Annotated in this window: 25 protein-coding genes, 1 tRNA gene and 1 pseudogene; 14 read left to right on the top strand and 13 right to left on the bottom strand. The window is 65.6% G+C overall.

Translation table 11 applies throughout. From position 1 onward, the window contains the following. The first annotated feature begins 210 nt into the window (after positions 1–210). The 6 genes and pseudogenes from HTUR_RS11120 to HTUR_RS27360 all read left to right on the top strand — a co-directional run bounded on the left by HTUR_RS11120 (position 211) and on the right by HTUR_RS27360 (position 3,682). On the top strand, positions 211–1,170 hold the full coding sequence (locus HTUR_RS11120) for a DUF106 domain-containing protein (protein ID WP_012943419.1): 960 nt from the start codon (positions 211–213) through the stop codon (positions 1,168–1,170). Between the two features lie 159 nt (positions 1,171–1,329). Next, a complete protein-coding gene (gene cmk, locus HTUR_RS11125) occupies positions 1,330–1,905 on the top strand; it encodes a (d)CMP kinase (protein ID WP_012943420.1) in 576 nt (191 codons plus the stop codon). A 3-nt stretch (positions 1,906–1,908) separates the two neighbouring features. Beyond that, positions 1,909–2,823, top strand: coding sequence for an RNA-guided pseudouridylation complex pseudouridine synthase subunit Cbf5 (locus HTUR_RS11130; protein ID WP_012943421.1), 915 nt, complete (start codon positions 1,909–1,911; stop codon positions 2,821–2,823). A gap of 82 nt (positions 2,824–2,905) precedes the next feature. Beyond that, positions 2,906–2,976 (top strand) — tRNA-Pro (locus tag HTUR_RS11135). Between the two features lie 204 nt (positions 2,977–3,180). Then, positions 3,181–3,398 (top strand): annotated as a pseudogene (locus HTUR_RS27960) (DUF7563 family protein); the annotation flags it as partial. A gap of 32 nt (positions 3,399–3,430) precedes the next feature. Beyond that, a complete protein-coding gene (locus HTUR_RS27360; RefSeq protein ID WP_049941701.1) occupies positions 3,431–3,682 on the top strand; it encodes a hypothetical protein in 252 nt (83 codons plus the stop codon). Positions 3,683–3,823: 141 nt separating this feature from the next. Here the strand turns inward: HTUR_RS27360 and HTUR_RS27965 are convergent, their stop codons facing one another. The 3 genes from HTUR_RS27965 to HTUR_RS11155 all read right to left on the bottom strand — a co-directional run bounded on the left by HTUR_RS27965 (position 3,824) and on the right by HTUR_RS11155 (position 4,824). Next, on the bottom strand, positions 3,824–4,051 hold the full coding sequence (locus tag HTUR_RS27965; RefSeq protein WP_226377438.1) for a YHS domain-containing protein: 228 nt from the start codon (positions 4,049–4,051) through the stop codon (positions 3,824–3,826). Positions 4,052–4,245: 194 nt separating this feature from the next. After that, positions 4,246–4,473, bottom strand: a complete 228-nt coding sequence (locus HTUR_RS11150) for a hypothetical protein (RefSeq protein ID WP_187291450.1) — start codon at positions 4,471–4,473, stop codon at positions 4,246–4,248. A gap of 117 nt (positions 4,474–4,590) precedes the next feature. Continuing rightward, entirely contained in the window at positions 4,591–4,824 is a 234-nt protein-coding gene (locus HTUR_RS11155; protein ID WP_012943425.1) for a hypothetical protein, read from the bottom strand. Positions 4,825–4,984: 160 nt separating this feature from the next. Here HTUR_RS11155 and HTUR_RS11160 point away from each other — a divergent pair, with 160 nt between their 5' ends. Continuing rightward, positions 4,985–5,824, top strand: coding sequence for an Nmad3 family putative nucleotide modification protein (locus tag HTUR_RS11160; protein ID WP_012943426.1), 840 nt, complete (start codon positions 4,985–4,987; stop codon positions 5,822–5,824). A 40-nt stretch (positions 5,825–5,864) separates the two neighbouring features. On the opposite strand, the gene HTUR_RS11165 is transcribed toward HTUR_RS11160, so the two are convergent. Beyond that, positions 5,865–6,197, bottom strand: coding sequence for a DUF7344 domain-containing protein (locus tag HTUR_RS11165; protein ID WP_012943427.1), 333 nt, complete (start codon positions 6,195–6,197; stop codon positions 5,865–5,867). 239 nt (positions 6,198–6,436) lie between these two features. On the opposite strand from HTUR_RS11165, the gene HTUR_RS11170 reads away from it, so the two are divergent. Continuing rightward, positions 6,437–7,069 carry an acyltransferase gene (locus HTUR_RS11170; protein ID WP_012943429.1) on the top strand — a complete coding sequence of 211 codons (633 nt, stop codon included), beginning with the start codon at positions 6,437–6,439 and terminating at the stop codon, positions 7,067–7,069. Between the two features lie 135 nt (positions 7,070–7,204). On the opposite strand, the gene HTUR_RS11175 is transcribed toward HTUR_RS11170, so the two are convergent. Then, positions 7,205–8,374 (bottom strand): NAD(P)/FAD-dependent oxidoreductase, encoded by a 1,170-nt coding sequence (locus tag HTUR_RS11175; RefSeq protein WP_012943430.1) that lies wholly within the window; start codon positions 8,372–8,374, stop codon positions 7,205–7,207. 113 nt (positions 8,375–8,487) lie between these two features. After that, positions 8,488–9,408: an arginase gene (rocF, locus tag HTUR_RS11180; protein ID WP_012943431.1), complete on the bottom strand. Its 921-nt coding sequence runs from the start codon at positions 9,406–9,408 to the stop codon at positions 8,488–8,490. A gap of 85 nt (positions 9,409–9,493) precedes the next feature. Here rocF and HTUR_RS11185 point away from each other — a divergent pair, with 85 nt between their 5' ends. The 3 genes from HTUR_RS11185 to HTUR_RS11195 all read left to right on the top strand — a co-directional run bounded on the left by HTUR_RS11185 (position 9,494) and on the right by HTUR_RS11195 (position 11,946). Then, the gene (locus HTUR_RS11185) at positions 9,494–10,174 is read left to right on the top strand and encodes a metal-dependent transcriptional regulator (protein ID WP_012943432.1); all 681 of its coding nucleotides are present in this window, start codon (positions 9,494–9,496) and stop codon (positions 10,172–10,174) included. Between the two features lie 189 nt (positions 10,175–10,363). Then, positions 10,364–11,269 carry a ZIP family metal transporter gene (locus tag HTUR_RS11190; RefSeq protein WP_012943433.1) on the top strand — a complete coding sequence of 302 codons (906 nt, stop codon included), beginning with the start codon at positions 10,364–10,366 and terminating at the stop codon, positions 11,267–11,269. A 143-nt stretch (positions 11,270–11,412) separates the two neighbouring features. Next, a complete protein-coding gene (locus tag HTUR_RS11195) occupies positions 11,413–11,946 on the top strand; it encodes an Rrf2 family transcriptional regulator (protein WP_008894829.1) in 534 nt (177 codons plus the stop codon). Positions 11,947–12,138: 192 nt separating this feature from the next. Here HTUR_RS11195 and gyrA read toward each other — a convergent pair whose 3' ends face one another. The 7 genes from gyrA to HTUR_RS11230 all read right to left on the bottom strand — a co-directional run bounded on the left by gyrA (position 12,139) and on the right by HTUR_RS11230 (position 21,010). Further along, entirely contained in the window at positions 12,139–14,655 is a 2,517-nt protein-coding gene (gene gyrA / locus HTUR_RS11200) for a DNA gyrase subunit A (protein ID WP_012943434.1), read from the bottom strand. Between the two features lie 184 nt (positions 14,656–14,839). Continuing rightward, on the bottom strand, positions 14,840–16,774 hold the full coding sequence (gene gyrB / locus HTUR_RS11205) for a DNA topoisomerase (ATP-hydrolyzing) subunit B (RefSeq protein WP_012943435.1): 1,935 nt from the start codon (positions 16,772–16,774) through the stop codon (positions 14,840–14,842). A gap of 123 nt (positions 16,775–16,897) precedes the next feature. Beyond that, a complete protein-coding gene (gene psmB, locus HTUR_RS11210; protein WP_012943436.1) occupies positions 16,898–17,611 on the bottom strand; it encodes an archaeal proteasome endopeptidase complex subunit beta in 714 nt (237 codons plus the stop codon). Continuing rightward, the gene (gene psmA, locus HTUR_RS11215) at positions 17,604–18,353 is read right to left on the bottom strand and encodes an archaeal proteasome endopeptidase complex subunit alpha (RefSeq protein ID WP_012943437.1); all 750 of its coding nucleotides are present in this window, start codon (positions 18,351–18,353) and stop codon (positions 17,604–17,606) included. Before psmA ends, psmB begins: the two co-directional genes overlap by 8 nt. A gap of 214 nt (positions 18,354–18,567) precedes the next feature. After that, the gene (locus tag HTUR_RS11220) at positions 18,568–19,368 is read right to left on the bottom strand and encodes an ABC transporter permease (protein WP_012943438.1); all 801 of its coding nucleotides are present in this window, start codon (positions 19,366–19,368) and stop codon (positions 18,568–18,570) included. After that, on the bottom strand, positions 19,365–20,480 hold the full coding sequence (locus HTUR_RS11225; RefSeq protein WP_012943439.1) for an ABC transporter ATP-binding protein: 1,116 nt from the start codon (positions 20,478–20,480) through the stop codon (positions 19,365–19,367). The genes HTUR_RS11220 and HTUR_RS11225 overlap by 4 nt, the downstream gene beginning before the upstream one ends. A gap of 317 nt (positions 20,481–20,797) precedes the next feature. Further along, a complete protein-coding gene (locus HTUR_RS11230; protein WP_049941704.1) occupies positions 20,798–21,010 on the bottom strand; it encodes a hypothetical protein in 213 nt (70 codons plus the stop codon). A gap of 27 nt (positions 21,011–21,037) precedes the next feature. Between HTUR_RS11230 and HTUR_RS11235 the strand changes: the two genes are divergently transcribed. From HTUR_RS11235 to HTUR_RS11245, 3 genes are all read left to right on the top strand, one after another. Beyond that, the gene (locus HTUR_RS11235) at positions 21,038–22,300 is read left to right on the top strand and encodes a divalent metal cation transporter (RefSeq protein ID WP_012943440.1); all 1,263 of its coding nucleotides are present in this window, start codon (positions 21,038–21,040) and stop codon (positions 22,298–22,300) included. Between the two features lie 206 nt (positions 22,301–22,506). Next, positions 22,507–23,286: a sulfite exporter TauE/SafE family protein gene (locus HTUR_RS11240; RefSeq protein ID WP_012943441.1), complete on the top strand. Its 780-nt coding sequence runs from the start codon at positions 22,507–22,509 to the stop codon at positions 23,284–23,286. Between the two features lie 80 nt (positions 23,287–23,366). Then, a complete protein-coding gene (locus HTUR_RS11245; protein WP_012943442.1) occupies positions 23,367–23,798 on the top strand; it encodes a universal stress protein in 432 nt (143 codons plus the stop codon). Positions 23,799–23,935 lie beyond the last annotated feature (137 nt).

Here is a 23,935-nt window from a genome sequence, read left to right on the forward strand (position 1 = left end):
TCATAATACAATCGATCGAACATACATTTCAAAACAGTTTATATTATGCGTTATGATGGTGTTTTTATCCGGTTATGGCTGGACGATAGGGGTGGTCGTACCGTAGCCGGCGCATTCGCCCGGGCACGGTCCGCGTTCTATCAAGTAGAGGATCAATCGGCCTACCGAAGATAAACACTTGTATACCGAACGGGACCTAGTCCAAAGCAGATGACGCGTACAGCGGAGAAAATCAACGACCTCGTCCGGGAGGACTCCTCCATGACGGCGGCCCTCGAGGCCATTCGCGAGGCTGCCGACCGGAACGGGGGCGAGGTCCACTGGGCCGACGTCAACGACGACTTGACGAGCGGTCAATGGGGCCGATTGATCGAGAAAGGAGTACTGGTCGACGGCGACGACGGGTTCGAGATCGCCGACCGCGAGGCGTACGACAGAGCCCTCGACGGAGACGGCGACGGTGGAAGCGCCGCCGCCGACGCCGACGTCGACATCGATGACGAACAGTCCAAGTGGTCGCAGTGGGACAAACTGGCCGGCATGGGCTCGCTGCTGTTGATGTTCGGGTACTGGATCGATTCCGTCCAGCAGACCGTCGGTAGTACGATCAATATCGTGCTCGGTCCCCTGGACGCGGCGCTGCCGTTTTACGCCGTGATCCTTTCGGTCGCCCTGCTGACGGGACTGTACTCGACGCTGCTGCAGGCCAACCTGATGAATCCCGAAGTGATGGGCAAGTACCAGGAGCGCATGCAGGCCATGCAGGAGAAACAGAAGGACGTCCGCGAGCGCAAGCAGGAAGCCGAGGAGCGCGGCGCCAGCGAGGCCGAAATCGAGCGCCTCGAGGACGAGCTCGAGGAGGTTCGCGAGGAGCAGATGGAGGCCATGGCCCAAAACCTCGGGATGTTCAAAGAGCAGATCCGACCGATGGTCTGGATCATGCTGTTGACCATCCCGCTGTTCCTCTGGATGTACTGGAAGGTCCAGAGCGGCGGGCTTGAGGGCAGCGACGCGTCGGTTATCATGCCGCTGGCCGGTGAGGTCAAGTGGAACTCGACCCTGTTCGGTCCGCTGCGGGCCTGGATCGTCTGGTACTTCCTGTGCTCGATGGGCTTCTCCCAGCTGCTGCGCAAGGCCCTGAACATCGATATGTCGCCCTCGAGCGCCTGACGCGATCCGGCCTGAAACCGACCGGGAATCGCCTCGGGCGATCGATGTAACCTCGTTTTCGATCCGATTCTCGATTCGGCATCCGCCGGAAACGCGTCCGCCACGCCGGATCGTCGAACGATTCAAAACCCATTTTACCCGGCCCCGCGCAGATGGAATATGTTACTGACCGTCTCCGGTCCACCGGGAAGCGGCAAGAGCACCACAGCGGAGCTGCTTGCCGATCGATTCGATCTCGAGCACGTCAGCGGCGGCGACATCTTCCGCGAGCTCGCCGAGGAACGCGGCTACACGCCCCTCGAGTTCAACAAGCTCGCCGAGGAGAACGACCAGATCGACCGCGACCTCGACCGTCGGCTCTACGAGATCGCCGTCGAACGCGACGGTCTCGTCCTCGAGTCCCGGCTGGCGGGCTGGCTGGCCGGCGAGCAGGCTGACTTCCGGTTCTGGCTGGACGCCCCGCCTCGGGTCCGCGGCGAGCGGATCGCCGAACGCGAGGAGAAAGATCCCGCGCGGGCGACCGAGGAGACGCAGGCGCGAGAGGCCAGCGAGGCCAAACGCTATCAGGAGTACTACGGGATCGACATCCGCGATCTGACGATCTACGATCTCTCGGTGAACACGGCCCGCTGGGGACCCGACGCCGTCCTGGACATGCTCGTCACCGCCGTCGAGGTGTACGAGGCCGACGCCGACGAGGGCCAGGCCTACGTCGAGATCGACGACGAGTTCTGATCGATGGCCGATCGCTCTCGCCTCCGCGGTCCGCCCGAGGACCGCACGCCCGCGGAACTGCTCACGTTCGGCGTCGTCAACCTCGACAAGCCGCCGGGACCCTCTTCGCACCAGGTCAGCGGCTGGTTGCGCGACGCGGTCGACGAAACGCTGGCCGACCGCGCCCCCGACGCGACGATCGAGCAGGCAGCCCACGCCGGGACGCTCGATCCCAAGGTCACCGGCTGTCTCCCGGTCATGCTCGGCGAGGCGACCCGACTGGCCCAAGTCTTCCTTGAGGGCCACAAGGAGTACGTCGCCGTCCTCGAGTGTCACGCGCCGGTGCCGGCTGACGCCGAATCGGTCGTCGCCGAGTTCGAGGGACCGATCTACCAGAAGCCCCCACGCAAGAGCGCGGTGGCCCGACGCCTGCGCGTGCGCGAGATTTACGACCTCGAGGTCCTCGAGACCGACGAGCGTCGGCTCCTGTTGCGCATCCGGTGTGAGAGCGGGACCTACGTTCGGAAGCTCTGTCACGATCTGGGGCTGGCGCTGGGCACCGGCGGCCACATGGGCCACCTGCGGCGGACGGCGACCTCGCCGTTCGACGACCGGGACCTGCACTCGGCCCACGACTTCCTCGACGCGCTGGCGTACTGGCGCGAGGACGGCGATCCCGAGGTACTGCTCGACGTGGTCGACCCCGCCGAACGCATCCTCGAGGGGCTCCCCGGCGTGGTGATCGCCCCAAGCGCGGCCCGGGAGGTCGCCAACGGCGCGCCGGTGTACGATCCCGGCGTGCTCGAGGTCGACGACGAGGCTCGTGCGGGTGAGCTGGTTGCCTGCTACACGCCCAACGGGGCCGCGGTGTGTCTCGGCGAGTTCGTCGACGATGCGAGTCGCGACGTGACGGTGGACCTCGAGCGCGTGCTGGTCTGACTCGAGCGGATCCACGTAACTTCATGACGCACTCGACTCGAAACGACACCCTTAAACGGCAGACGGGCTTCGGTCTACATGCGGGACCGTGGGGTAGTGGTATCCTCTGCGGATGGGGTCCGTAGGACCCGAGTTCAATTCTCGGCGGTCCCACTTCTTCGACGTCGCGAACAACGGAGCGGAGCGACTGTTGTGAGCGAGGAGCAGGCGTGGGAGCAGGGAGCAGCCTCGCTGCGACCGTAGTCCCACTTCGAATTCTCCAAGTGTTCAACTCTTAGCCGCTCGTACCCTCGAGCCGGCCGAAAATCCAATTCTCGGATTTGGTATATTACCACGTAGCCGACAGACTGCCCGGAGGTGGTCCGCGTGACGGTCGCTCCGTGGCCAGCGGTCGGTAGCGAGTTGACGTGCGAGCACTGCGGAGAACACGTTTCGGATCGGTTCTGCCGGGTTTTCGGCGACAATCAGAACCGCGCTCATCGCTGTGGCGAGTGTGACACTTACGCCGCCTGAGTCGCGGCTCCGCCGCAGGCGAAGATGTCACGATTCCTGATCCGGAGACATCGCCCGGCCGGCCCATCAAGCGACCGATGACGATGTTCGCTGTGTGCTCGAGGATCACGAGAGTCAAGCCGACGGTGGTAACGCCTCAAGCGATATTTGCTGGTTCGATAACGATGTCTCTGACCGCAAGAAAGTACTACTGGCGGGGGTGAATTTTCTCTCTCGATTCAATAGCGTCGAGATAGCGGTCGATGATCTCGAATTTCTGGTGCTCTACATGGAGATGAGAGCGGACGTGATCGTGATGCTCACATCTCTTTCGACAGAGCGGGCAGATGCTTTCGGTGTTCATTGAACCTCTGTACTGGGCAACTGGATTTTACTATCTCGCCTAAACAGGTTGGAGCAGACGGAGAGCGTGCTGCAGGAGTTGATACTGAGCAGTCTAGGCGGTGTTCGGTCTCTCTCTGGTGGATTCTGTTCCGAACTCAACGGGTCATACGTATTTCCCAGGTTGTTCTTCGAACTCATCTCGATGGTCGGTCGAACAGAAGTGGTAGTTCTTCCCCTGATAGAGAGTTACGATCTGTTCTTCCCGACCCTCATAGAGCTTCTCGCCACAGACGGGACACTTATCCATGTGAATTCCTCTGTCAATGGATTTGCGAACCGTGAGCAGGAACACTTTCCCTGCAACCACAAGGTGTCCGTAACGATCGGTCACTACATGCGGCTACTGAACGCGAGCGGGGTGACCGATGAGTCGCTCGGGTCAGTCACGCTGCCTCGAGAGAAACCGGCGATCGATCCGAGACGGTTGTTCTCGTCGACATCTGCGAGATCGTCGCTCTCGCCATATGCGTCCTCGATGTATGACCTTGCCATGGGCGATGGGCCGTGCGGGATCGCGTCGGTCCGCTACTCGTTGGTCGCCCAGTCCCACTCGACACTCGAGACGGCGTACTCCGAATCGCCGTCGTTCATGATGACGGAGACGTCGCCCTCGTCGGCCAGCGTCTCGTCGGCGTCGAGGGTCATGCTGTCGCCGGAGTCGTCGAGCGGCCCGAGCAGGACCTCCTCGCCGTCGCCGATCTCCTCGACGGTGAACGTCACCGTTCGGTTGTGATCGTCGACGGTCGTATTCACGGTCGCCATCGCCGTGATGGGCACCCTGTTTCTCGTCCTCCTGATTCCGCTGTTTTACACCTCGCGGTCGTCGTCCCGATAGCGACCGCGCTCGCGGCCGAGACGGACGACCCGACGTTACGGACGTGGATACGCCGATTCGTCGTCGCTGTCGGCTGTGTCCTCGGCGACCGCACTGCTATCCGCCGTTTCGGACGGTCGGTCCCCGATCACGTCGAACGACTCTCCCCCACAGGAACACGCGGTCCCCGTTCCGATCGGCCGAATCGATCCGTCGGTCTGGATCCGTACCGCGAGGGCGGTGCCGCACTGCTGACAGATCGCGACCGATCGGTCTCCCCTGACAGGCATGTCCCGCCGTATTCCGAGGCGTTATTTCAACATTTCGAAGGGGAGCGACCGTCGAATCCGTCGAATTCGGCTGTGCGTCCGATATCGATCACCGCCTCGACGGCTCCGATCCGCCGGGCGATCGGTGCGGTTAGGGTCGTCCGGCGCACACTCACGCGTGATGACGGTCGTCCTCGCCGGCGTCGGTGCCGACACCACGAACCTGGGCGCGCTCGCCCCCCTGTACGACGATGGGCGCTTCGAGTACGTGCCGATTCCCGAGAAGATCCCTGACACCGACGAGGCCGAAACGCTCGGCTCGTGGGACCTACACGGGACCGACGGCACCGCCGCGGACCTCACGAACCGGATCGCTCCCCAGCCGATCGGCGACGCCGACCGGACCGTCGCCGGCGACGCCCTCGAGTCGTGGCCCCTCCACCGCGACCCGAACTTCGCGGCGCTGACCTACGGCGAGCACCGAACCAGCGGCTACGTCGAGCGCCTTCGGGCCCTCGAGCCCGGCGACGTCGTCGGGTTCTATACCGGTCTGCGACGTCCCGGTGGCGACCGCGCTCACCGCTATCTGATCGGCTATTTCACCGTTGATCGGGTCGACGTCGCCGACCCCGACCAGCCCCGGGCCGACCGCGAGGCGATGCTGGCGGCCCACTCAGACAACGCCCATGCGAAACGCGCTCAGGACGGCGAGCTCTACCTCGAGAAACCGGTCGTTCTGATCGACGGCCGCGAACCCGGCGGCCTGTTCGACCGCCACCCGATCCGGCTCAGCGACTACTACACCAAACCGGGGAACGAACGATCGCAGTATTACCTGCGCGAGGAGATCGCGACCAAGTGGGCCGTCCGCGCCGGCGGCGAGAACATGATGTACAAGCCCGCCTACCGGTGTGCGCTCTCGGGAGCGGCGTTTCGTCGCCGCGTCGGCCCGCTGAGCGGTCGAACGGCCGAAGACGCCGACCCCCTCGCCGACGAAGCCGCCGTCGAGACGACCGACTGACCGCCGTCCAACAGAGACGATCGATGGACTGTCGCCCGACCTAAACGCGTGGCGGCTCGATCGGTTCGACGTAGGGCTCGAGGTCCGCGAAGTTCGGTCCGGTGGTCACGACGTCGCTCGAGCGATCATAGACGATGACGTCGTACTCGGCGAGTCGCGGGAGGTGGTTGTGAACCAGTTGGACGGTAATCCTGTCCCGTTCGCGCGTGGCCAGTTCTGCCGCCTCCCAACTCCAGGCTGCGAGCCGCTCTGCGGCATCGTGGACCGTCGTTCGGTCGACGGTCGAGAGATGACACAGCAGGTACTCGCGAGTCCGATCGGCGAGCAGTGAGTGGACGGTCTCCCGCTCGAGTGACGCAGGCTGGGCCGGCATGATAACTGCCACAATGGAACGACTCAGAACAATCATTGTGCCTCACTGGTTAGGGATCGAACAGTTGTACTAGGAACCGAACAGTGTCGGAAACGGATCGGTCAGTGAGTCGTCTCGACTCCCCCGCCACGAGACGAGTCGGAGTCGGCCACCGGCGGGATGGTCGGCACCGAAGACGACCGGCTCTGCGCCGCGTCGATCGATCGGTTTCATGTAGTGATACCGCATACGGTTCGGCAGTGACTGACGAGACGGACTCGCGCCACGACCGCATCCGGCACCATCCGACCGCGGGGCCGGGCAACTCGCTCGCCGACTGGACTCGGGCGCGCCATCCGCTCCGGGTCGCCGTTTCCTACGTCGCCGTCTGGCTGATCCGAATCTCGCCGAGCCTCCGCCTCAAGCGGTGGCTGTTGCGCCGACTCGGCGCCACCGTAGGTCCCGGCGTCTCCTGGGGGCTCGAGGCCACGCCGGACGTCTTCTGGCCCGAGTTGATCACCGTCGAACGCGAGGCGATCGTCGGCTACGACGCGACGATCCTCTGTCACGAATTCCTTCAGGACGAGTACCGCACGGGCGAGGTCGTGATCGGCGAACGCGCGATGATCGGCGCCGGCGCGATCGTCCTCCCGGGCGTCGAGATCGGCGCGAACGCGCGGGTCGCCGCCAACTCGCTTGTCACCCGAGACGTGCCGCCGGGAACGACCGTGGCCGGCGTCCCGGCCGAACCGGTCGGCTCGAGCGCCGCGAGCGACGCGAGCGCCGAAGCGGCTGCCGATTCCGATCCCGGAGCCGACGATAGCGAACCGGGAGACGACGCGACCGGTTCCGGAAACGTCGATGCCGGATCCGCCGACGGGACCGACGCCTGACCGACGACGGAGACCGACCGCGAGTCGGAGCAGAAGACGTACGCTGGTCGCTCGCAGCCACGCAACGATGGCGACGGTGACGACCGGTGGAAAAAGCAGGGGTCGAGATCTGAGTCGAGACGTCGATCGAGTCGCCTACAGCGACGACCAGGACTTGCGGGCCTCGTTCCAGGAGGTGATGTCCGCGATCCAGCGGGCCGCGATCATCTTTTTGAGGTTCTTCGCGGGGGCGCCGCCGAACGTGTCGACGGGCAGGGAGATGCCGAAGGCCGGCTTGACCTCGTGGGCGACGGCCTCGTCGCCGACGGAGATGACGGTCCCCTTGTCCTCGTGTTCCCAGGTCCGCAGCGGGCGGTTCTCGATGGCACGGGAGATGTTCTCGCCGGCGACCTCGGCGGCCTGCCAGGCGGCCTGGGCGGTCGGCGGCGCGGGCTGGTCGCCCTGGTTGATGATCGCCGAGTCGCCGATGGCGAAGACGCGCTCGTCGGAGGTCTGGAAGTTGGCCTCGGTGTTGACGCGGTTGTGTTCCTTCTCGAGGTCGGCGTTTTCCATCGCGTCGCGGCCGGTGATGCCGCCGGTCCAGACGAGGACGTCGTGATCGAGGGGTTCGCCCTCGTCGAACTCGATGTGGTCCTCGGTGGCCTCGGTGATCGGGTCGTCCGTGTGGATCTGGACGCCGGCGTCCTCGAGTAAGTCGCGCAGCGCCTGCTGGATCTCGGGGTCGTTACCGGGGAAGATCTCCTCTAAGGCCTCGACGAGGTGGATCTCGATGGGGGCGCGGTGGTTGTCGCGGAACTCCGCGATCTCGCCGGCGGTCTGGATGCCCGAGAGTCCGGCGCCGCCGATGACGACCTGTGCGGGTTCGCCGCGGGTCGCTTCCTGGCTGGCTTCCTTGACGGCGTCGTGGATCTCGAGGGCGTCGTCGAGACTCTTCAGCGTCAGCGAGTGTTCCTCGAGGCCGGGAATGCCGTAGTAGGCGGTCTGGCTGCCCAGGCCGACGAGAACGTAGTCGTAGTCGACGTCCTCACTGTCGGCGAGTTCGACGACCCGTTCGTCGACGTCGAGGCCGACGACCTCGTCCTGGATGAACCGGGTCGACGGGTCGGCGATCTGGGTGACCGGGAACGTGATGTCCGAGCGGACGTCCGGGTCTCGAATGACGCGGTGGGACTCGTGAAGAACCAGATGATAGTCGACGTCAGCGATCCAGGTCAGCCGTGCATTACCCCCGAGCTCCGACTGGAGTTTGTTGATCGCACCGGCACCGGCGTAGCCGGCTCCGAGTACGACGACGTTCTCAGTCATATCTCCTACTGCGAAACCCTCCGATACAAAGGTGTTGGAACGTTCACGCACGTGGTAGGTATTCTCACGCAACGTATAGTTGCCGGACACTGTCTCCGGGACGATAATTGATCTCAGAGGATCCGGTTCCCGAACGCGCTCGCGGTGAGTTCGGCCGCGATGGTCGCCGTCTCGTTGCCCTCGTCCAGGATCGGGTTGACCTCGACGACGTCCATCGATCGGAGGATCCCCTCGGCCGCGTGACGTTCGGAAACCGTCTCGAGTGCGGCGTGGGCCTCCCGGTAGGTGACGCCCCCCCGGACGGGCGTGCCGACCCCCGGCGCGGTCTTGGGATCGACCCAGTCTAGGTCGAGACTGACGTGGACGCCGTCGGTGCCGTCGGTCGCGACATCGAGGGCGTCCTCGACGACGGCGGTCATCCCGCGCTCGTCGATGTCGGCCATCGTGTACGCCGTCATCTCGCTGTCGCGGACCAGTTCGCGCTCGTGCTCGTCGATGCTCCGGAGTCCGACGTAGGCGATCGACCCCTCGCGGACGCGCGGCGCGCGGGCCCACGACAGGTCGCCGAAGGCGCCCCGCCCCAGCGTCGCGGCCAGCGGCATCCCGTGGACGTTGCCGCTGGGCGAGGTCTCGGGCGTGTTGAGGTCCGCGTGGGCGTCGAACCAAATCGCGCCGAGGTCCGCTTCGCGGGCCGAACCGCGCATCGAGCCGATCGCGACCGAGTGGTCCCCGCCTAGGACGAGCGGAAACTCGCCGTCTGCCAGGGCGTTCGCGACGCGCTCTTCGAGTCGCGTACTGACGTCCTCGACCTCGCGGAGGAACTTCGCCGTCCCCTCGATCGGCCCGTCGGTGTTCGGATCGCGCTCTTCGGCCCGCGGAATCAGGAGGTCGCCGTCGTCGACGGCGGTGACGCCGGCGTCCGAGAGCCGATCGGCCACCTCGGCGTATCTGATCGCCGACGGTCCCATGTCCACGCCGCGACGATCCGCCCCGTAGTCCATCGGCGCGCCGATGATTCTGACGGTCGTAGTCATACGTCGCCTTCGTTTCCCGGCGATTTGACAGTGGCGATAGAGACGGCGACAGCTTTAGGGTTAGACCCGTCTAAATCCGACCACGATGATGCTGAGCGACGTGATGGAGGACTACCTCAAGACGATCTATCAGCTCCAGCGCGAGACCGACGACCGGATCAAGACGTCAGCCATCGCCGACGAGCTGGACGTCACGTCGCCGACCGTCACCAGCATGCTCGACAAACTCGAGGAGCGCGGGCTCGTCGACCGCGAAAAGTACAAGGGCGTCACCCTGACCGACGAGGGCGTGACCGTCGCGCTCGAGGTCGTCCGCCACCACCGGCTGCTCGAGGCCTATCTCACCGAACACCTCGACTACGACTGGGCAGAGGTCCACGAGGAGGCCGATCGACTCGAGCACCACATCAGCGAGGACTTCGAGGCCCGCGTCGCGGACGTCCTCGGCGAGCCGTCGGTCGACCCCCACGGAGCGCCGATCCCCGGCGCCGACCTCGAGCCGCCCGAACGTCCCGAGGGCGAATCCGTCACCTCGTTCTCGGCGGGCGACACCGTGATCGTCGAGGAGGTCGCCGACCGCGACGCCGACGTCCTCTCTTATCTCGCCGAGCACGGGGTCAGACCCGGCGTCGAACTCGAGATCGTCGAGGTCGCTCCCTTCGGGATGATCACCGCCCGCTCGAGCGACCACGACGCCGACGTCTCCCTCCCCGAGTCCATCGCCCACCATGTCCGCGTTACCGAGCCTCCGGAAGTCGAGCAATAGTCTACTGTTGTGGATGCACGTACACTAGAACCACCGTTCTCTCCCTCGATTAGATTGGATCTAACGGATATTTCGTGGAAAAGCTATAATCTTAGCCTTCTCTAATCGTCTTTCGATGAGGCGTCGAGTTCGCGACGACGGCGCCGGCAGAGGTGACCTCGAGTCGTGACTCGGCCATCGCCATTGACGGTGCCGAAATGGCTGCAGGCGGTCGGGCCGGTGGCGGTTCTCGGCGCGATCGTCACCCTTCTCGCGACCACCTCGCCGTTCGAGATGCTCGCCGTCAGCGACGGCGCGACGACCCTCGAGATCCTCTGGACCGTCACGATCATCGGCACGATCGCGGGCATCGTTCCGGTCCTGATCGGGATGTGCTGGTTCCCGATCATCCGGGAGCTCGACCCCCGGTATCTCCACGGCTTCATGACGCTCGCCGCCGGCGTCCTCGCGTTCATCGCCCTCGAGATGTTCGAGGGGATCGTCGGCTACGGCGCCGCCGCCGACCGGACGGCACTCGCCGCCGCGCTGGTGGTCGTCGGGCTCGGCGGAACGTTCCTCGCGATGTCCGCCGCCGGCGAGTGGCGACAGCGGGAGCTGGCCAGTCACGAGAATCGCGGCCTCCGGATCGCCTACCTCGTGGCGCTCGCGCTCGGCCTCCACAGCCTCGGGGAGGGGCTCGGAATCGGCGTCGCGTTCGTCCAGGGGAACGCGACCCGGGTCACGCTGCTCGTGCTGGCGTTCGTGATCCACAACGTGACGGAGGGACCGACGATCGTCGGCGCGGTCGTCCGAGACCGATCGACGCCGCTGCGGCGTCACTTCGCCCTCATGGGCGTCCTCGCCGGCGGCCCGGTCGTGCTCGGCGGCTGGCTCGGGAGCTTCGTCAGCTCGCCGCTGCTGGCCGTGCTCTGCTATGCGGTCGCCGTCGGCGCCATCGCCCAGGTGCTCATCGAGGTGGCGGACCTCATCCGGTTCGACGCCGAGGCCGTCTTTACGCGAACCAACACCGCGACGTTCGCCGTCGGATTCGCCCTCATGTTCCTCCTCGAGGACGTCTTCGTCGGCCTCCTCGAGTCGTGGCTCGTCGCGGGCTGAACGGCCGGACGGACCGGCGAACGCGTCCGGCCGTCGATCGGCGAAACAAAACACCTTACTAGGGCGCGTTCGAACGACGGAATCACCGCGTTACTCCCGGCTCACCCGTCGGGTTTAAGGAAATCAATTACGAACAACTCAGTATGTCATCCATCGAACTCACCCCCAGCCAGAAGAAAATCCTCCGTGCACTGACGAATCTGCACAAGGAGTCCGAAGCCGCGATTAAAGGCGAGGATATCGCCGAACAGGTCGACCGCAACCCCGGGACGATCCGTAACCAGATGCAGAGTCTCAAAGCCCTCCAACTCGTAGAGGGCGTCCCCGGCCCCAAAGGAGGGTACAAACCCACCGCTTCCGCCTACGAGGCTCTCGAGATCCAGCAGATGGACGACCCGGCCTCGGTCCCGATCGAACACGAGGGCGAACCCATCGACGACGTCATCGTCGAGGAGATCGACCTCTCGAGCGTCCACCACCCCGAACTCTGCCGCGCCGAGATCCACATGCAGGGTTCGATGGGCGAGATCCACGAGGACGACGCCGTCACCGTCGGCCCGACCCCGCTGTCGAAACTCCTCATCGAGGGCCGCGTCGACGGCAAGGACGACACGAACAACATCCTCATCCTGCGGATCGAAGACATGGTCGCCCCGGCCGAAGAGCCGTCCCACTAACGGCGACCGACGATCGCTCTCGATATTTTTCGCTCTCTTCGCGTTCCAGCGACCCGCCCGCTCGCGTGATGTTCTGTCGCACGACGGCGCATCGAGTCGCGACTCGCGACGGTCGCTCGAGCGACGAAAAATAGCGACGGTCCTATCGCGTTCGACGGGGTCGATACCCGGCCGGGCTACCGGCTGCGGCTGTCAGTTCTCTTCGGCGTCAGTGGGAACGTCAGCGTCGGCATCGGCGTCCGCATCGACGTCGCCCGTCGCGGCCGCCGGGATGTCGTCGACGCTGGCGACCGCGTCGCCGTCCTCGACGTCCATGACGATCACGCCCATCGTGTTGCGCCCGACCGTCGAAATTTCGTCGACGCGCGTCCGGACGATCTGCCCGTCCTCGCTCATCATCACCAGCTGATCGTCGTCGTCGACCGCCTTGACGGCCGTCACGGGCCCGTTTCGGTCGCCCGTCTTGATGTCGATCAGTCCCTTGCCGTACCGCGACTGGGTGCGATACTCCGAGAGTCGGGTCCGCTTGCCGTACCCGTTCCGGGTGACGGTCAACAGGGCCTGGCCGTCCGCTTCGTCGGTCGCGACCAGTCCGGCGACCGCGTCGTCGTCCTGGAGCTTGATCCCGTTGACTCCGCGGGCGTTGCGGCCCATCGCGCGGACCTCGTCCTCGTCAAAGCGGATCGTCATGCCGCCCTCGGTGGCGATGACCAGATCCTGCGAGCCGTCGGTGACCTCGACGTCGACGAGTTCGTCGCCCTCCTCGAGATCGGCCGCGATAATCCCCGTCGAGCGAATGTTGTCGAACTCCTCGCCGCCGGTTCGTTTGACGTAGCCGTGGTGAGTGGCCATCGTCACGAACTCGCCGTCGCCGAAGGCGTCGGTGTCGACGATGGCCGTGATGTCCTCGCCGGGGTCGAGATCGAGGATGTTGACCGCCGACTTACCGCGGGCGGTCCGGCCCATCTCAGGGATCTCGTAGGTCTTGAGCTGGTAGACCTTCCCCTGGTTGGTAAAGCACAGGAGATAGTCGTGGGTGTTCGCGCGGAACACCGTCGAGACGCGGTCGCCCTCCTTGACGTCCGCGCCGATGATGCCCTTGCCGCCTCGACCCTGGGGGTCGAACTGGTCGATGGGCATCCGCTTGACGTAGTCGTCCTCGGTCATGACGACGAAGACCTCCTCTTCGGGGATGAGGTCCTCGTGGGTAACCGTCCCCTGGTCCTCGATGATCGAGGTACGCCGCTCGTCGCCGTACTCCTCCTTGATCCCGCGGAGTTCGTCCTTGATGACCGAGAGCAACTCTTCCTCGCTCTCGAGGATGGCGTTCAGGCGTTCGATCTCGGCCTGGACCTCCTCGTACTCCTCTTCGATCTCGGTGGTCTCCATCGAGGTGAGGCTCCCGAGTTGCATCCGGACGATGTGATCGGCCTGATCCTGCGAGAAGTCGTAAGCGTCCTGCAGGTTCTCCTTCGCGTCCGATCGAGTCTCGCTGTTGCGGATCAGTTCGACGACGTCGTCGGCGTTCTCGACGGCGGTCAGCCGTCCCTCGAGGATGTGGGCTCGATCCTCGGCCTCCTCGAGGTCGTACTCGCTGCGCCGGCGAACGACCTCGCGGCGGTGGGCGACGTACTCCTCTAGGGTCTCCTTCAGGGAGAGCACCCGCGGCTGGCCGTCGACCAGCGCGAGATTGATGACGCCGAAGGTTCGCTCTAAGTGATTCTCGAGCAGGCGGTTCTTGACGACCTCGGTGTTCGCGCCGCGTTTGAGTTCGATAACGATGCGGACGCCGTCGCGATCGGACTCGTCGCGCAGGTCCGAGATGCCCTCGATCTCGCCCTCGTTTACGTCCTCAGCGATGCGCTCGACGAGGCGAGCCTTGTTGGCCTGGAAGGGCAGTTCGGTGACGACGATCCGTTCGCGACCCGACTTCCACTCCTCGACCTCGAACTCGGCGCGGACGCGGATGCGACCGCGGCCGGTCTTGTAGGCGGAGTATATGGCGTCACGGCCGACGATGTTCGCGCCGGTCGGGAAGTCGGGGCCCTTGACGTGGTCCATCAGGTCCTCGACCGTCGCGTCGGGATCGTCGATCAGTTCGATCGTCGCGTCGATCACCTCGCCCAAGTTGTGTGGCGGGATGTTCGTCGACATCCCGACCGCGATCCCCGAGGAGCCGTTCACGAGGAGGTTCGGAAACGCCGCGGGGAGCACGTCGGGCTCCTGCAGGCGGTCGTCGTAGTTCGCCGAGAAGTCGACGGTGTCCTTGTCGATGTCGGAGAGCAGTTCTTCCGAGATCGAGGACATCCGGGCCTCGGTGTACCGTTGGGCGGCGGCCGGGTCGCCGTCCATCGAGCCGAAGTTCCCCTGGCCGTCGACCAGCGGATAGCGCATCGAGAAGTCCTGGGCCATGCGGACCAAGGTGTCATAGATCGCGCTGTCGCCGTGAGGGTGGTAGTCACCCATCGTCTCCCCGACAATCGAGGAGGACTTGCGGTGGGAGGAGCCGCTCGAGACGCCCATTTCGTGCATCGCGTAGAGGATGCGCCGGTGGACGGGTTTCAGGCCGTCCTCGACGCGCGGGAGCGCGCGACCCGCGATGACGGACATCGCGTAGTCGATATACGACTGCTCCATCTCGTCCTCGATGCGGACGTTCTCTACCGCTCGTGCCTGTACGTCAGTCGGATCGGGTACGTCTGAGCTCATGTGTCATTGGATTCCGTGTGTTCCTTGGTTGTGGGTTGGTTGTCAAGCACTGCATCCGTGAGCGAGTTCGCTGCGCGAACTCGCGAGCGGGCCGACGAGCGACCATCGGGAGCGAGGAGTGCTTTTCATCGACGTTTTGCCGAGGGCGCGCCTCCGGCGCGCCCGCAGAGCAAAAGGTCGGTCGTTAGATGTCAATCCACTCGGCCTCCGGCGCGTTGTCCTTGATGAACTGCTTTCGGGGTTCGACGGCGTCGCCCATCAGGACGGAGAACATCTTGTCCGCCGCCGCGGCGTCCTCGATGGTGATCTGTTTCAAAATCCGGTTGTCCGGGTCCATCGTCGTATCCCAGAGCTGTTGGGGATTCATCTCACCCAGTCCCTTGAACCGCTGGACCTGCGACGGGTTGCCGTCGCATTTCTCCGCGACAATCTCGTCGCGTTCGGCCTCCGTCATCGCGTCGTAGGTCTCGCCGCGGTACCGGATGCGGTACAGCGGCGGCTGGGTCGCGTAGACGTAGCCGCCCTCGAGCAGCGGGCGCATGTGCCGGTAGAAGAACGTCAACAGCAGCGTCCGGATGTGGGCGCCGTCGACGTCGGCGTCGGTCGCCATGATGATCTTCTTGTAGCGGACGTCCTCGACGTCGAACTCGTCGCCGATCCCCGCGCCGATGGCGGTGATCATGTTCCGGATCTCGTCGTTCTCTAAGATGCGATCCAGTCGGTGTTTCTCGACGTTGAGGATCTTTCCCTTGATGGGGAGGATGGCCTGGAAGTCGGGGTTGCGGGCCTGTTTGGCGCTGCCGCCGGCGGAGTCACCCTCCGCGATGAACAGTTCCGCCTCGTCGGGGTCCTTGGTCTGGCAGTCGGCCAGCTTTCCGGGCAGCGACGTGGACTCGAGGGCAGACTTCCGCCGCGTGAGCTCCTCGGCCTTCTGGGCGGCCTTGCGGGCCTTCGCGGCCTCGACGGCCTTCGTGACGATGGCCTGAGCGGTGTCGGGGTGTTCCTCGAAGTAGGTGCCCAGCCCCTCGTGCATCGAGCTCTCGACGATGCCCCGCACTTCCGAGTTACCGAGTTTCGTCTTCGTCTGCCCCTCGAACTGCGGATCAGGGTGTTTGACCGAGATGACGGCGGTGAGGCCCTCGCGGATGTCCTCGCCCTTGAGGTTGTCCTCTAAGTCGCCGAGCATGTCGTTGTCCTTCGCGTAGTCGTTGACCGTCCGGGTCAGCGCGGTCTTGAAGCCGGTGAGGTGGGTCCCGCCCTCGCGGGTGTTGATGTTGTTCGCGAAGGCGTGGATCGACCCCTGCAGTTCCTCGGTGGCCTGCATCGCGACTTCGACCTGGATGTTCTGTTCCTCGGCCTCGAAGTAGATGACGTCGTCGTGCATCGCCGAGCGCGTCTCGTTTAGGTACTCGACGAACTCGCGGATGCCACCTTGATACTCGTAGGTCTCCTCGACGAGGTCGTCTCCTTCGGTCGCCTCCTCGCGTTCGTCGCGGAGCGTGATGTGGACGCCCGAGTTGAGGAAGGCGAGTTCGCGAAGCCGGTTCGAGAGCGTCGAGAAGGAGAACTCGCCGGACTCGAAGATGCCCGTGTCGGGCCAGAATCGGATCTGCGTGCCGGTTTCCTCGTCGGGCTCCATGTCGCGGACGCGCTCCATGTCGCCGACGGGCTCGCCCGCCTCGAAGGCGTGGCGGAAGACGGAACCGTCGCGTTTCACCTCGGCCTCGAGTCGCTCGGAGAGGGCGTTGACCACGCTCACGCCGACGCCGTGGAGTCCACCGGAGACCTGGTAGGACTTGTTGTCGAACTTGCCGCCGGCGTGGAGGACCGTGAGAATTACCTCGAGGGCGGGGCGGTCGTACTCGTCGTGTGTGTCGACGGGGATGCCACGGCCGTCGTCGGCGACGCTCACCGATCCGTCGTCGTTGATGGAGACGGTGATGTCGTCGCAGTGACCGGCCAGTGCCTCGTCGATCGAGTTGTCCACCACCTCGTAGACTAGATGGTGAAGACCTCGAGAATCCGTAGAGCCGATGTACATCGCCGGCCGTTTCCGCACGGCCTCCAGGCCTTCTAAGACCTGGATTTGGCCTGCGCCGTACTCGCTTTCCTGGGACATGTAAAACCTGCTTTCGGATAGCCGCCCGGCACTAATAAAAGTCACGTGTACGCGCTCGCGCGCGAGGCGATTGGCGGGGCGAATAGCGAACCGCGACGACGAGAGAAACCGCCGCGGTCGTCCCTAGATGACCGCGTCGAAGTCGTTGTGGCCCTGAATGTCGACGCCCTCGCCCGTGACCGCGGCGAGGAAGACGCCGTTCCCGGAGCCGGTGTCGCGCTCGACGGCGCTCTCGATCGCGCGGGCCGCGACCGACTGCGCCTCCTCGAGCGAGAGACCCTCCTCGTACTCCTGTTCCAGGAGCCCGTAGGCCAGTTGCATCCCGCTGCCGGTGACCGTGTAGTCGTCGGCCATCACGCCGCCGGCGGGGTCGATGCTGTAGACGTGGCTTCCCTCCTCATCGACGCCGCCGAGGATGGGGTTGATCGCCCGGAACGGGCCGCCGCGGGCGAAGTTGCCCGCGAGCGTCGCCAGCGCCTCGATAGGCATCGGCTCGCCGCGCCGGGATTCATAAAGGTTGACCTCGGCGCGCAGCGTTCGGATGAACGACTGAGCGCCGCCGACCGAGCCGACGAGCGTGAGCGCGCCGGTCGGGTGGATCTGCTCGACCTTCTGGACGTTCTTGTTCGAGACGAACCGGCCACCGAGGCTGGCGCGCATGTCCGTCGCGATGACGACGCCCTCGTCGGTCGTGATGCCGATCGTCGTCGTTCCGGTCTTGTTGACGGTGTCGCCGTGGTCGTCGCTCTGACTGCCGTCGGGGAGCGAGCCCAGTTCGGGCGCGTACGGCGACGGATCGGAGCCCTGCGGGGTCGATCCCTGACTCCAGTTATTCATCGCTCTCCTCCGCGTCCGGCTGGTCGATCTCCGCGACGATCGACTCGAGTCGCTCCTGGGAGACCGTCTGGAACGTCTCGTCGTCCGTATCGATCGTCGCGAGGTCGACGTTTTCGGCGTCGACCGGCTCGTCGTCGGCCGCGCCGAGCGCGCGGAGCGCGAGCTCGATGCCCGACTCGAGGTCGGCGTCGGGGCGGTAGTTCTCCTCGAGGAACTCCTGAATCTCGTTGCGGTTGCTGCCGATGGCGGCGGCCTGCCACTCGTAGTCCGTCCCCGAGGGGTCGGTCTCGAACAGGCGCGGCTCGCCGTCGTCGATACCGCCGACGAGCAAGGCGACGCCGAACGGGCGCGCGCCGCCGGTCTGGGTGTACTCCTGAATGTGATCGGTGACGGCCCGCGTCAGCGTCTCGACGCCGATCGTCTGACCGTATCGGAGCTGTTCGCCCTGCGCGCGTCGTCGCGCGAGGTCGACGAGCTGGCGCGCGTCGGCCACGTGGCCGGCGCTCGCGATACCGACGTGGTTGTCGGCCTTGTGGATCTTTTCGACGCTCGAGGGCTCCATGAGCGACGAACTGACCTGACGGTCTGCTGCGAGCACGACGCCGTCCGGCGTGCGAATACCGACGCTCGCGGTGCCGCGTTTGACGGCCTCGCGAGCGTACTCGACTTGGTAGAGGCGTCCGTCCGGGGAGAAAATCGTGATCCCGCGGTCGTAGGCCTGCTGTTGGGATTGCCCTTGCATTGGTTCTCTGGTCGTGGGAGACCTTCACCTCGGGTAAGGGGCCCCCATATATAAGAATTCTTGACACACGGCTTGGAGGTGGCAATTGTCTCTGGTTTCGAGCGAAGCGACGCGGCGGACGACTCGCGGAGCCGCGATTCCGTCGCCGATTCAACGAGCGAACCGGAAAGATTCGCCGACGACGACCGCCTCGAAACTGGGACGCGGCCGGCGGTCAGTAATCCCCGAGGACGCCCAGCCGTCGCGCGCGCCTCGTCGCCAGTCCGAACACGGCGTAGCCGAGCGCCAGGTAGCCGACGGCCGTGGCGACCAGGACAGCGAGCGCCGCGGGGTCGAACTCCCAGAGCCGAGCCCCGCTTCGCATCGCCGACTGGAGCAGCGCACTCCCCTGAACCAGGGGCAGCGCGGCCAGCCACGGGACGTCGAAGACGGGCGCCGAGATCAGCCCGACGAACGCGAAGCCGAGGAGGTTGACCACGCTGGAGATCCGCTTGTACAGGACGCTCAGCCCGCCCATGGCCAGTCCGAGGCCGAGCGTCGAGGCGATCGCCAGCGTCGCCACGGGGACGACGGTCAGCAGGTGTACGTCGAGTCGCGTTCCGGTCGCCAACAACATCGCCGCGAGGACGACCGCCGACGTGAGAAACGTTCGGAAGACGATTGCCACCGCTTTGGCGAGGACCACCGGTCCGAAGCCGAAGGGCGTAACGAAGTGGCGCTCGAGGGTCCCCCAGCCGGCCTCGGCCTGAATATCGTTGACGATCCCCGAGTACGCGCCGGTCGCCAGCGTCCACAGGAAGTAGCCGACGATCAGCCCCTCGAGAGAGTCGGCCATCGCCTGGCCCGCCAGCAGCGTCCCGCCGTAGAACAGCATCCCGAAGAACAGCAGGTTCATGAACAGCTGGAGTCCCGCGTTGACGGGATAGCGGACCCAGATCAGTAGATCGCGGACGACCACGGCCCGCAGCAGGTGGTAGTAGCCGCCCGTCCGCCCGGGCCGAGAATCGACGCTCATCGCGTTGCACCCTCGTGAGGCTCGTCGCTCTCGCGGTTCGGTTCGGCGTTTCCGTTTCCACCGGTCAGTTCGACGAACGCGTCCTCGAGATCGGGCTGGACGGTGTCGACCGCCACCAGTTCGAGCCCGTGGTCCTCCAGCGCGTCGGTCAGCCGGTAGAACGTCTCGGAGTCGGCCGCCACCGCGAACCGCGTCCGATCCTCGAGGCGCTCGACGTCGGTCACGTCGAAGCGCTCGCGGAGGGCGGCGAGGGTCGACTCGTCGGCGCCGCGAACGGTGAGTCGGTACCCCTGAGTCTCGAAGGCCGCCAACAGGTTCTCGACGGTGTCGTCGACGACGACCCGCCCCTCGTTCATGATGACCACGCGGTCGCAGACGGCCTCGATGACGTCCATGTCGTGACTCGAGACCACGAGCGTCAGGCCCCGCTCGTCGGCGAGCCGGACGAGTTCGCGCCGGAGCGTCAGCGAACTCTCGACGTCGAGCCCCAGCGTCGGTTCGTCGAGGAAGGCCACGGAGACGTCCCCCGCGAGGACGCTCGCGAGGGACACCTTCTGTTTCATCCCGCGCGAGAGTTCTCGAACCGGCGTGTCGGCCCTGTCGGCGAGGTCGAGTCGCTCCAGCAGTTCCTCGTGGCGGTCGGCGAGGGCGTCGGGGTTCCGGCCCCGAATCGCCGCGAAGTACCGCAGGTTCTCCCGGACGGTGAGTCGCCAGTAGTCGTTGCGCGCCCCCTCGAGCATGGCGTCGACGTGATCGTAGGCCGCTCTGGGGCGGTCGTAGACGTCGATTCCGTGGATCCGAACCGCGCCCTCGTCCGGGAGGAGCAGTCCCAGAATCGACTTGATCGTGGTCGTCTTGCCGGCGCCGTTAGGGCCGAGCAGTCCGATCACCTCGCCCGGCGCGACGGAGAAGGAGACGTCCTCGACGGCCGTAACGGCCTCGTCCCCGCTCCCGAACGTCTTCGAGAGCCCCTCGACGGCCAGCGCGGGTTCCTCTCGGTCGCGCGTCGCGGAGTCGTCCGCCGCTCCCGACTCGAGGTCGGCATCGCTTCCGACGGCGTCGCTGCGGTCGGCCCCGCGTACGCCCTCGAGATCCGTCGACTCACTCGTCATTGGCGTGTTGACACGTTTCGTAGCTCCGCCGGAGGCAAGACGTTTGTGGTCCGCTCGAGGCACGCCACCGTCTCGGCACGAACAGTTGCTATTGCGCTGTGCGGTTTATCACCCGCTCGAGGCGGGCGACGCGACGGCGTCTCGAGTTCCGTAGACAGGGTCGCTCGAGCGCGATGAACTGGCGGTGTACGAGTTCGCGGAGATAGTCTTCTCGCGCCAGCGACCCTGGCCGGCTCCACGCAGCGGCGTGATATGCCGCCTTCATCTGCCGGCTGGCGACTCTCCTTGCTGGACGCTCCCAGATAGAGTGAGGCGAATCACGCGACGCGTTCGTCGAATCGGCGCATGCGATCGCGCTCGGTTCCGACGGGAGACGACAGGTGCGTCTCTCGCGTACTGACACATGAAACGTGCATCCGTTCGAACGACGGCATCGTGTACGAGTACCCCTTTTCGATCACGCCGGCCTGACCGGCCGGCCGTCGGGAGTCCGCAGTCGACGTCGGATCGTTGTCCGCTCGAGGCGACAATGACCGGGACTGCGGAGGTGGTCGCGAATGAGTGAGAAGTCGGCGTCGTCCTCGACGTCCGCGGTCGTCGACGCCGTTCCCGGCGGCGAGGCGATCCACGGCGCCCTCTATCGGTACGGGCTGGGCGTACTATTCGCTGCGAACGTCTTCGGTGCAGGATCGGTCTATATCCTCGCCGACGCCGGAGCGAACTTCGCCTTCTCCCTGCTGTGGGTGCTCCCGCTGGCCTTCCTCATCGACATCGCACTCCACGACATGAGCGCCCGCCTCGCGGTGGCCGACGAACCGCTGGCGGACTACATCGTCGACGCGGTCCCGATCGGCGGGCGAGCGCTCGTGATCGCGATCTCGCTGATGTCGGCGCTGTGGGCCGTCTCGAACTACGCCGTCGCGGGCGCGGCGCTGGCGTGGCTCCTGCCGGGACTGGACAACGTCATCGTCGGCATCGTCCTCGCCGGCGGCACAGGGATCGCGATCGTCCAGCTGAAGGTCTACGACCGCATCGAGGCGGCGATCGCGGCCGCCGTCTTCGCGGTCTTCGGCTCGTACGGCCTCCTACTGGCCGGCCTCGACGTGCCGTGGCAGTCGGTCGCCGCCGGGCTACAGCCCGCGCTGAACAGCGACATCGGCTACCTCACGACGGTCATCGCGCTGCTGGGAACGACCGTCTACTGGCCGAATTTCTTCATCCAGTCGAGCATCCAGCCGACCAAGGAGTGGACCGACGTCTGGAAGTACCGCCGGGACAACGCCGCCGGCATCGCGACGACGCTGCTGATCGGCAGTTTCGTGATGATCGTCTCGGCGGTTACCCTCGCCCAGGGCGATATGACGCTGACCGGCCCCGGCCAGCCGCTGGCGGACATCATCGGCCAGGGCGCGCTCCTCGTGTTCATGATCGCCGTCTTCCTCGCGAGCATCACGTCCGCGACCGGGACGCTGTTCGGCGCCGGGTTCATGATCCCCCAATCGATGGGCGCCCACACCGTGTTCGGCGACTTCCGGTTCCGCCGCACGGTCATCGGACTGATCACCGTCTCGGCGGCGACCGCTCTCCCGCTGCTGGTCTACACCGGCTTCGGCCCCGTCGAAATGGCCATCATCATGCCCGCGGTCAACGGCGCGATCGGGTTGCCGGTGACCGTCTTCGCGCTCATCGGCGCCGTCAACCGGTTCTACGATATCGAGTGGTACGAAAACGCCGCGTTCGTCGCGGCGGGACTCGTCTTGCTGATCGGTAGCGCGACGACGATCCAGTCGCTCTACGAGACGATTGTGGGCATCCTCTGAGAGACGGAACCGGATTCGAATCGAACTCGAGTTACATTCGAGTCGCCACTCAGTCCGACTCGAGTCCGACGTGAGACAGCGAACACCTCGACGGAGTACACTCGAGAGTTGCGTTCTCATCCGAACCGTTGGAAGCCACCGGTAGCCGTGCCATCCAAACAGAAGAGTCACAACCTCCGGCCGAATCGACCCGATAACGCCCCGCGATGCTCGGACTTCCCTTCGACCTCTCCCTCGTCTTGTTGCTCGTGTCGATCGCCTTCTTCTCGGGGATCGGCATCACGACCATCGGTCCGGGCGGCATCTTCGTGACGATCGCGCTCTACTCGCTGACCCCGCTGGCCTCGAGCCAGGTCGCCGGTACCGCCCACGCGACGTTCGTCGTCACCGGCCTCGTCGGTAGCGCCGCCTACCTCCACTCCGGCGAGATGAGGACCGGCGAGAGCCGCGCCATCGCCGTCGTCCTGAGCGCCTCGAGCATCCTCGGGGCCCTCGTCGGCGCCTCCGTCAACGCGTTCGTCCCGCGGTCGCTGTTCGGCGTCCTGCTCGGCGGCGTCTCGACGACCGTCGGCGCGGTCATCCTCTACCGGGAGCGACGCGGGTTCAACCCCTTCTACGATCTCGAGCCGCTCGAGCGCCGGGGTCAGTTCGCGCTGGCCGGCCTCGGGTTCGCGCTCGGGATCTGCAGCGGGCTGCTGGGAATCGGCGGGCCGGTGCTCGCGGTGCCGGCGCTGGTGCTGGTCGGCGTCCCCATGCTGCTGGCCGTCGCCGTCGCGCAGGTCCAGTCGATCTTCATCGCGACCTTCGCCGCTGCGGGCTACGCCCTCCAGGGGAACGTGCTCCTCCCGCTGGCGGTCGTCATCGGAACGCCGCTGTTGCTGGGGGTCGTCACGGGCTGGAAGGTCGCCCACATGATCGACCCCGAGCGACTGAAGGTCGCGCTGGGCGTCGTGCTCCTCGGCGTCGGCCCGTACCTCGCGCTGTGAGCGGGGAGGCCGGAGGTCGTCCGACCCTCCGTTCCGGTACAGGACTCAAGGCGTTGGGGCGCAATACCGTATCTACCCCAATGTCGCGCATTCTGGTCCCCTTCGACGACTCCGAGCGTGCCCGCGAGGCCCTCGAGTACGCCGTCAACCTGTTTCCGGACGGCGAGTTCGTCGCGTTGACCGTCGTCGACACCTCGTCGGTGCCCGCGATTCCAAACACCGCGTCCGGCGACGAGGACGAGGTCTCGGAGACGGTCGAACGCGTCTTCGGCGACGTCGAGGAGCGCCTCGCGGTGCCGGAACGGATCGCTGCCGAACGCGGCGTACCGATCGAGACCCAGACACGACTCGGTGCTCCCACCCAGGAGATCGTCGAGTTCGCCGAGACCGAGGCCGTCGACCACATCGTCATGGGAAGCCACGGTCGCTCGGGGGTCAAACGGTTTCTGCTGGGCAGCGTCGCCGAGGTCGTCGTGCGCCACTCGCCGGTTCCGGTGACGGTGGTCCGCTGACGCCGTCGATATCGTCGACCGCCCTCAACGGCGGCCTCGAGGGCGAGCGACCCGACGAGTCGCGTCGGAACCTTGCATTGATGGGCCACAGCCTCTTCGAGCCGGGACGCGTAGCACCGGTGGAGAGACATGGGCGA

The organism is Haloterrigena turkmenica DSM 5511 (assembly GCF_000025325.1).
Classification (GTDB): Archaea; Halobacteriota; Halobacteria; order Halobacteriales; family Natrialbaceae; genus Haloterrigena; species Haloterrigena turkmenica.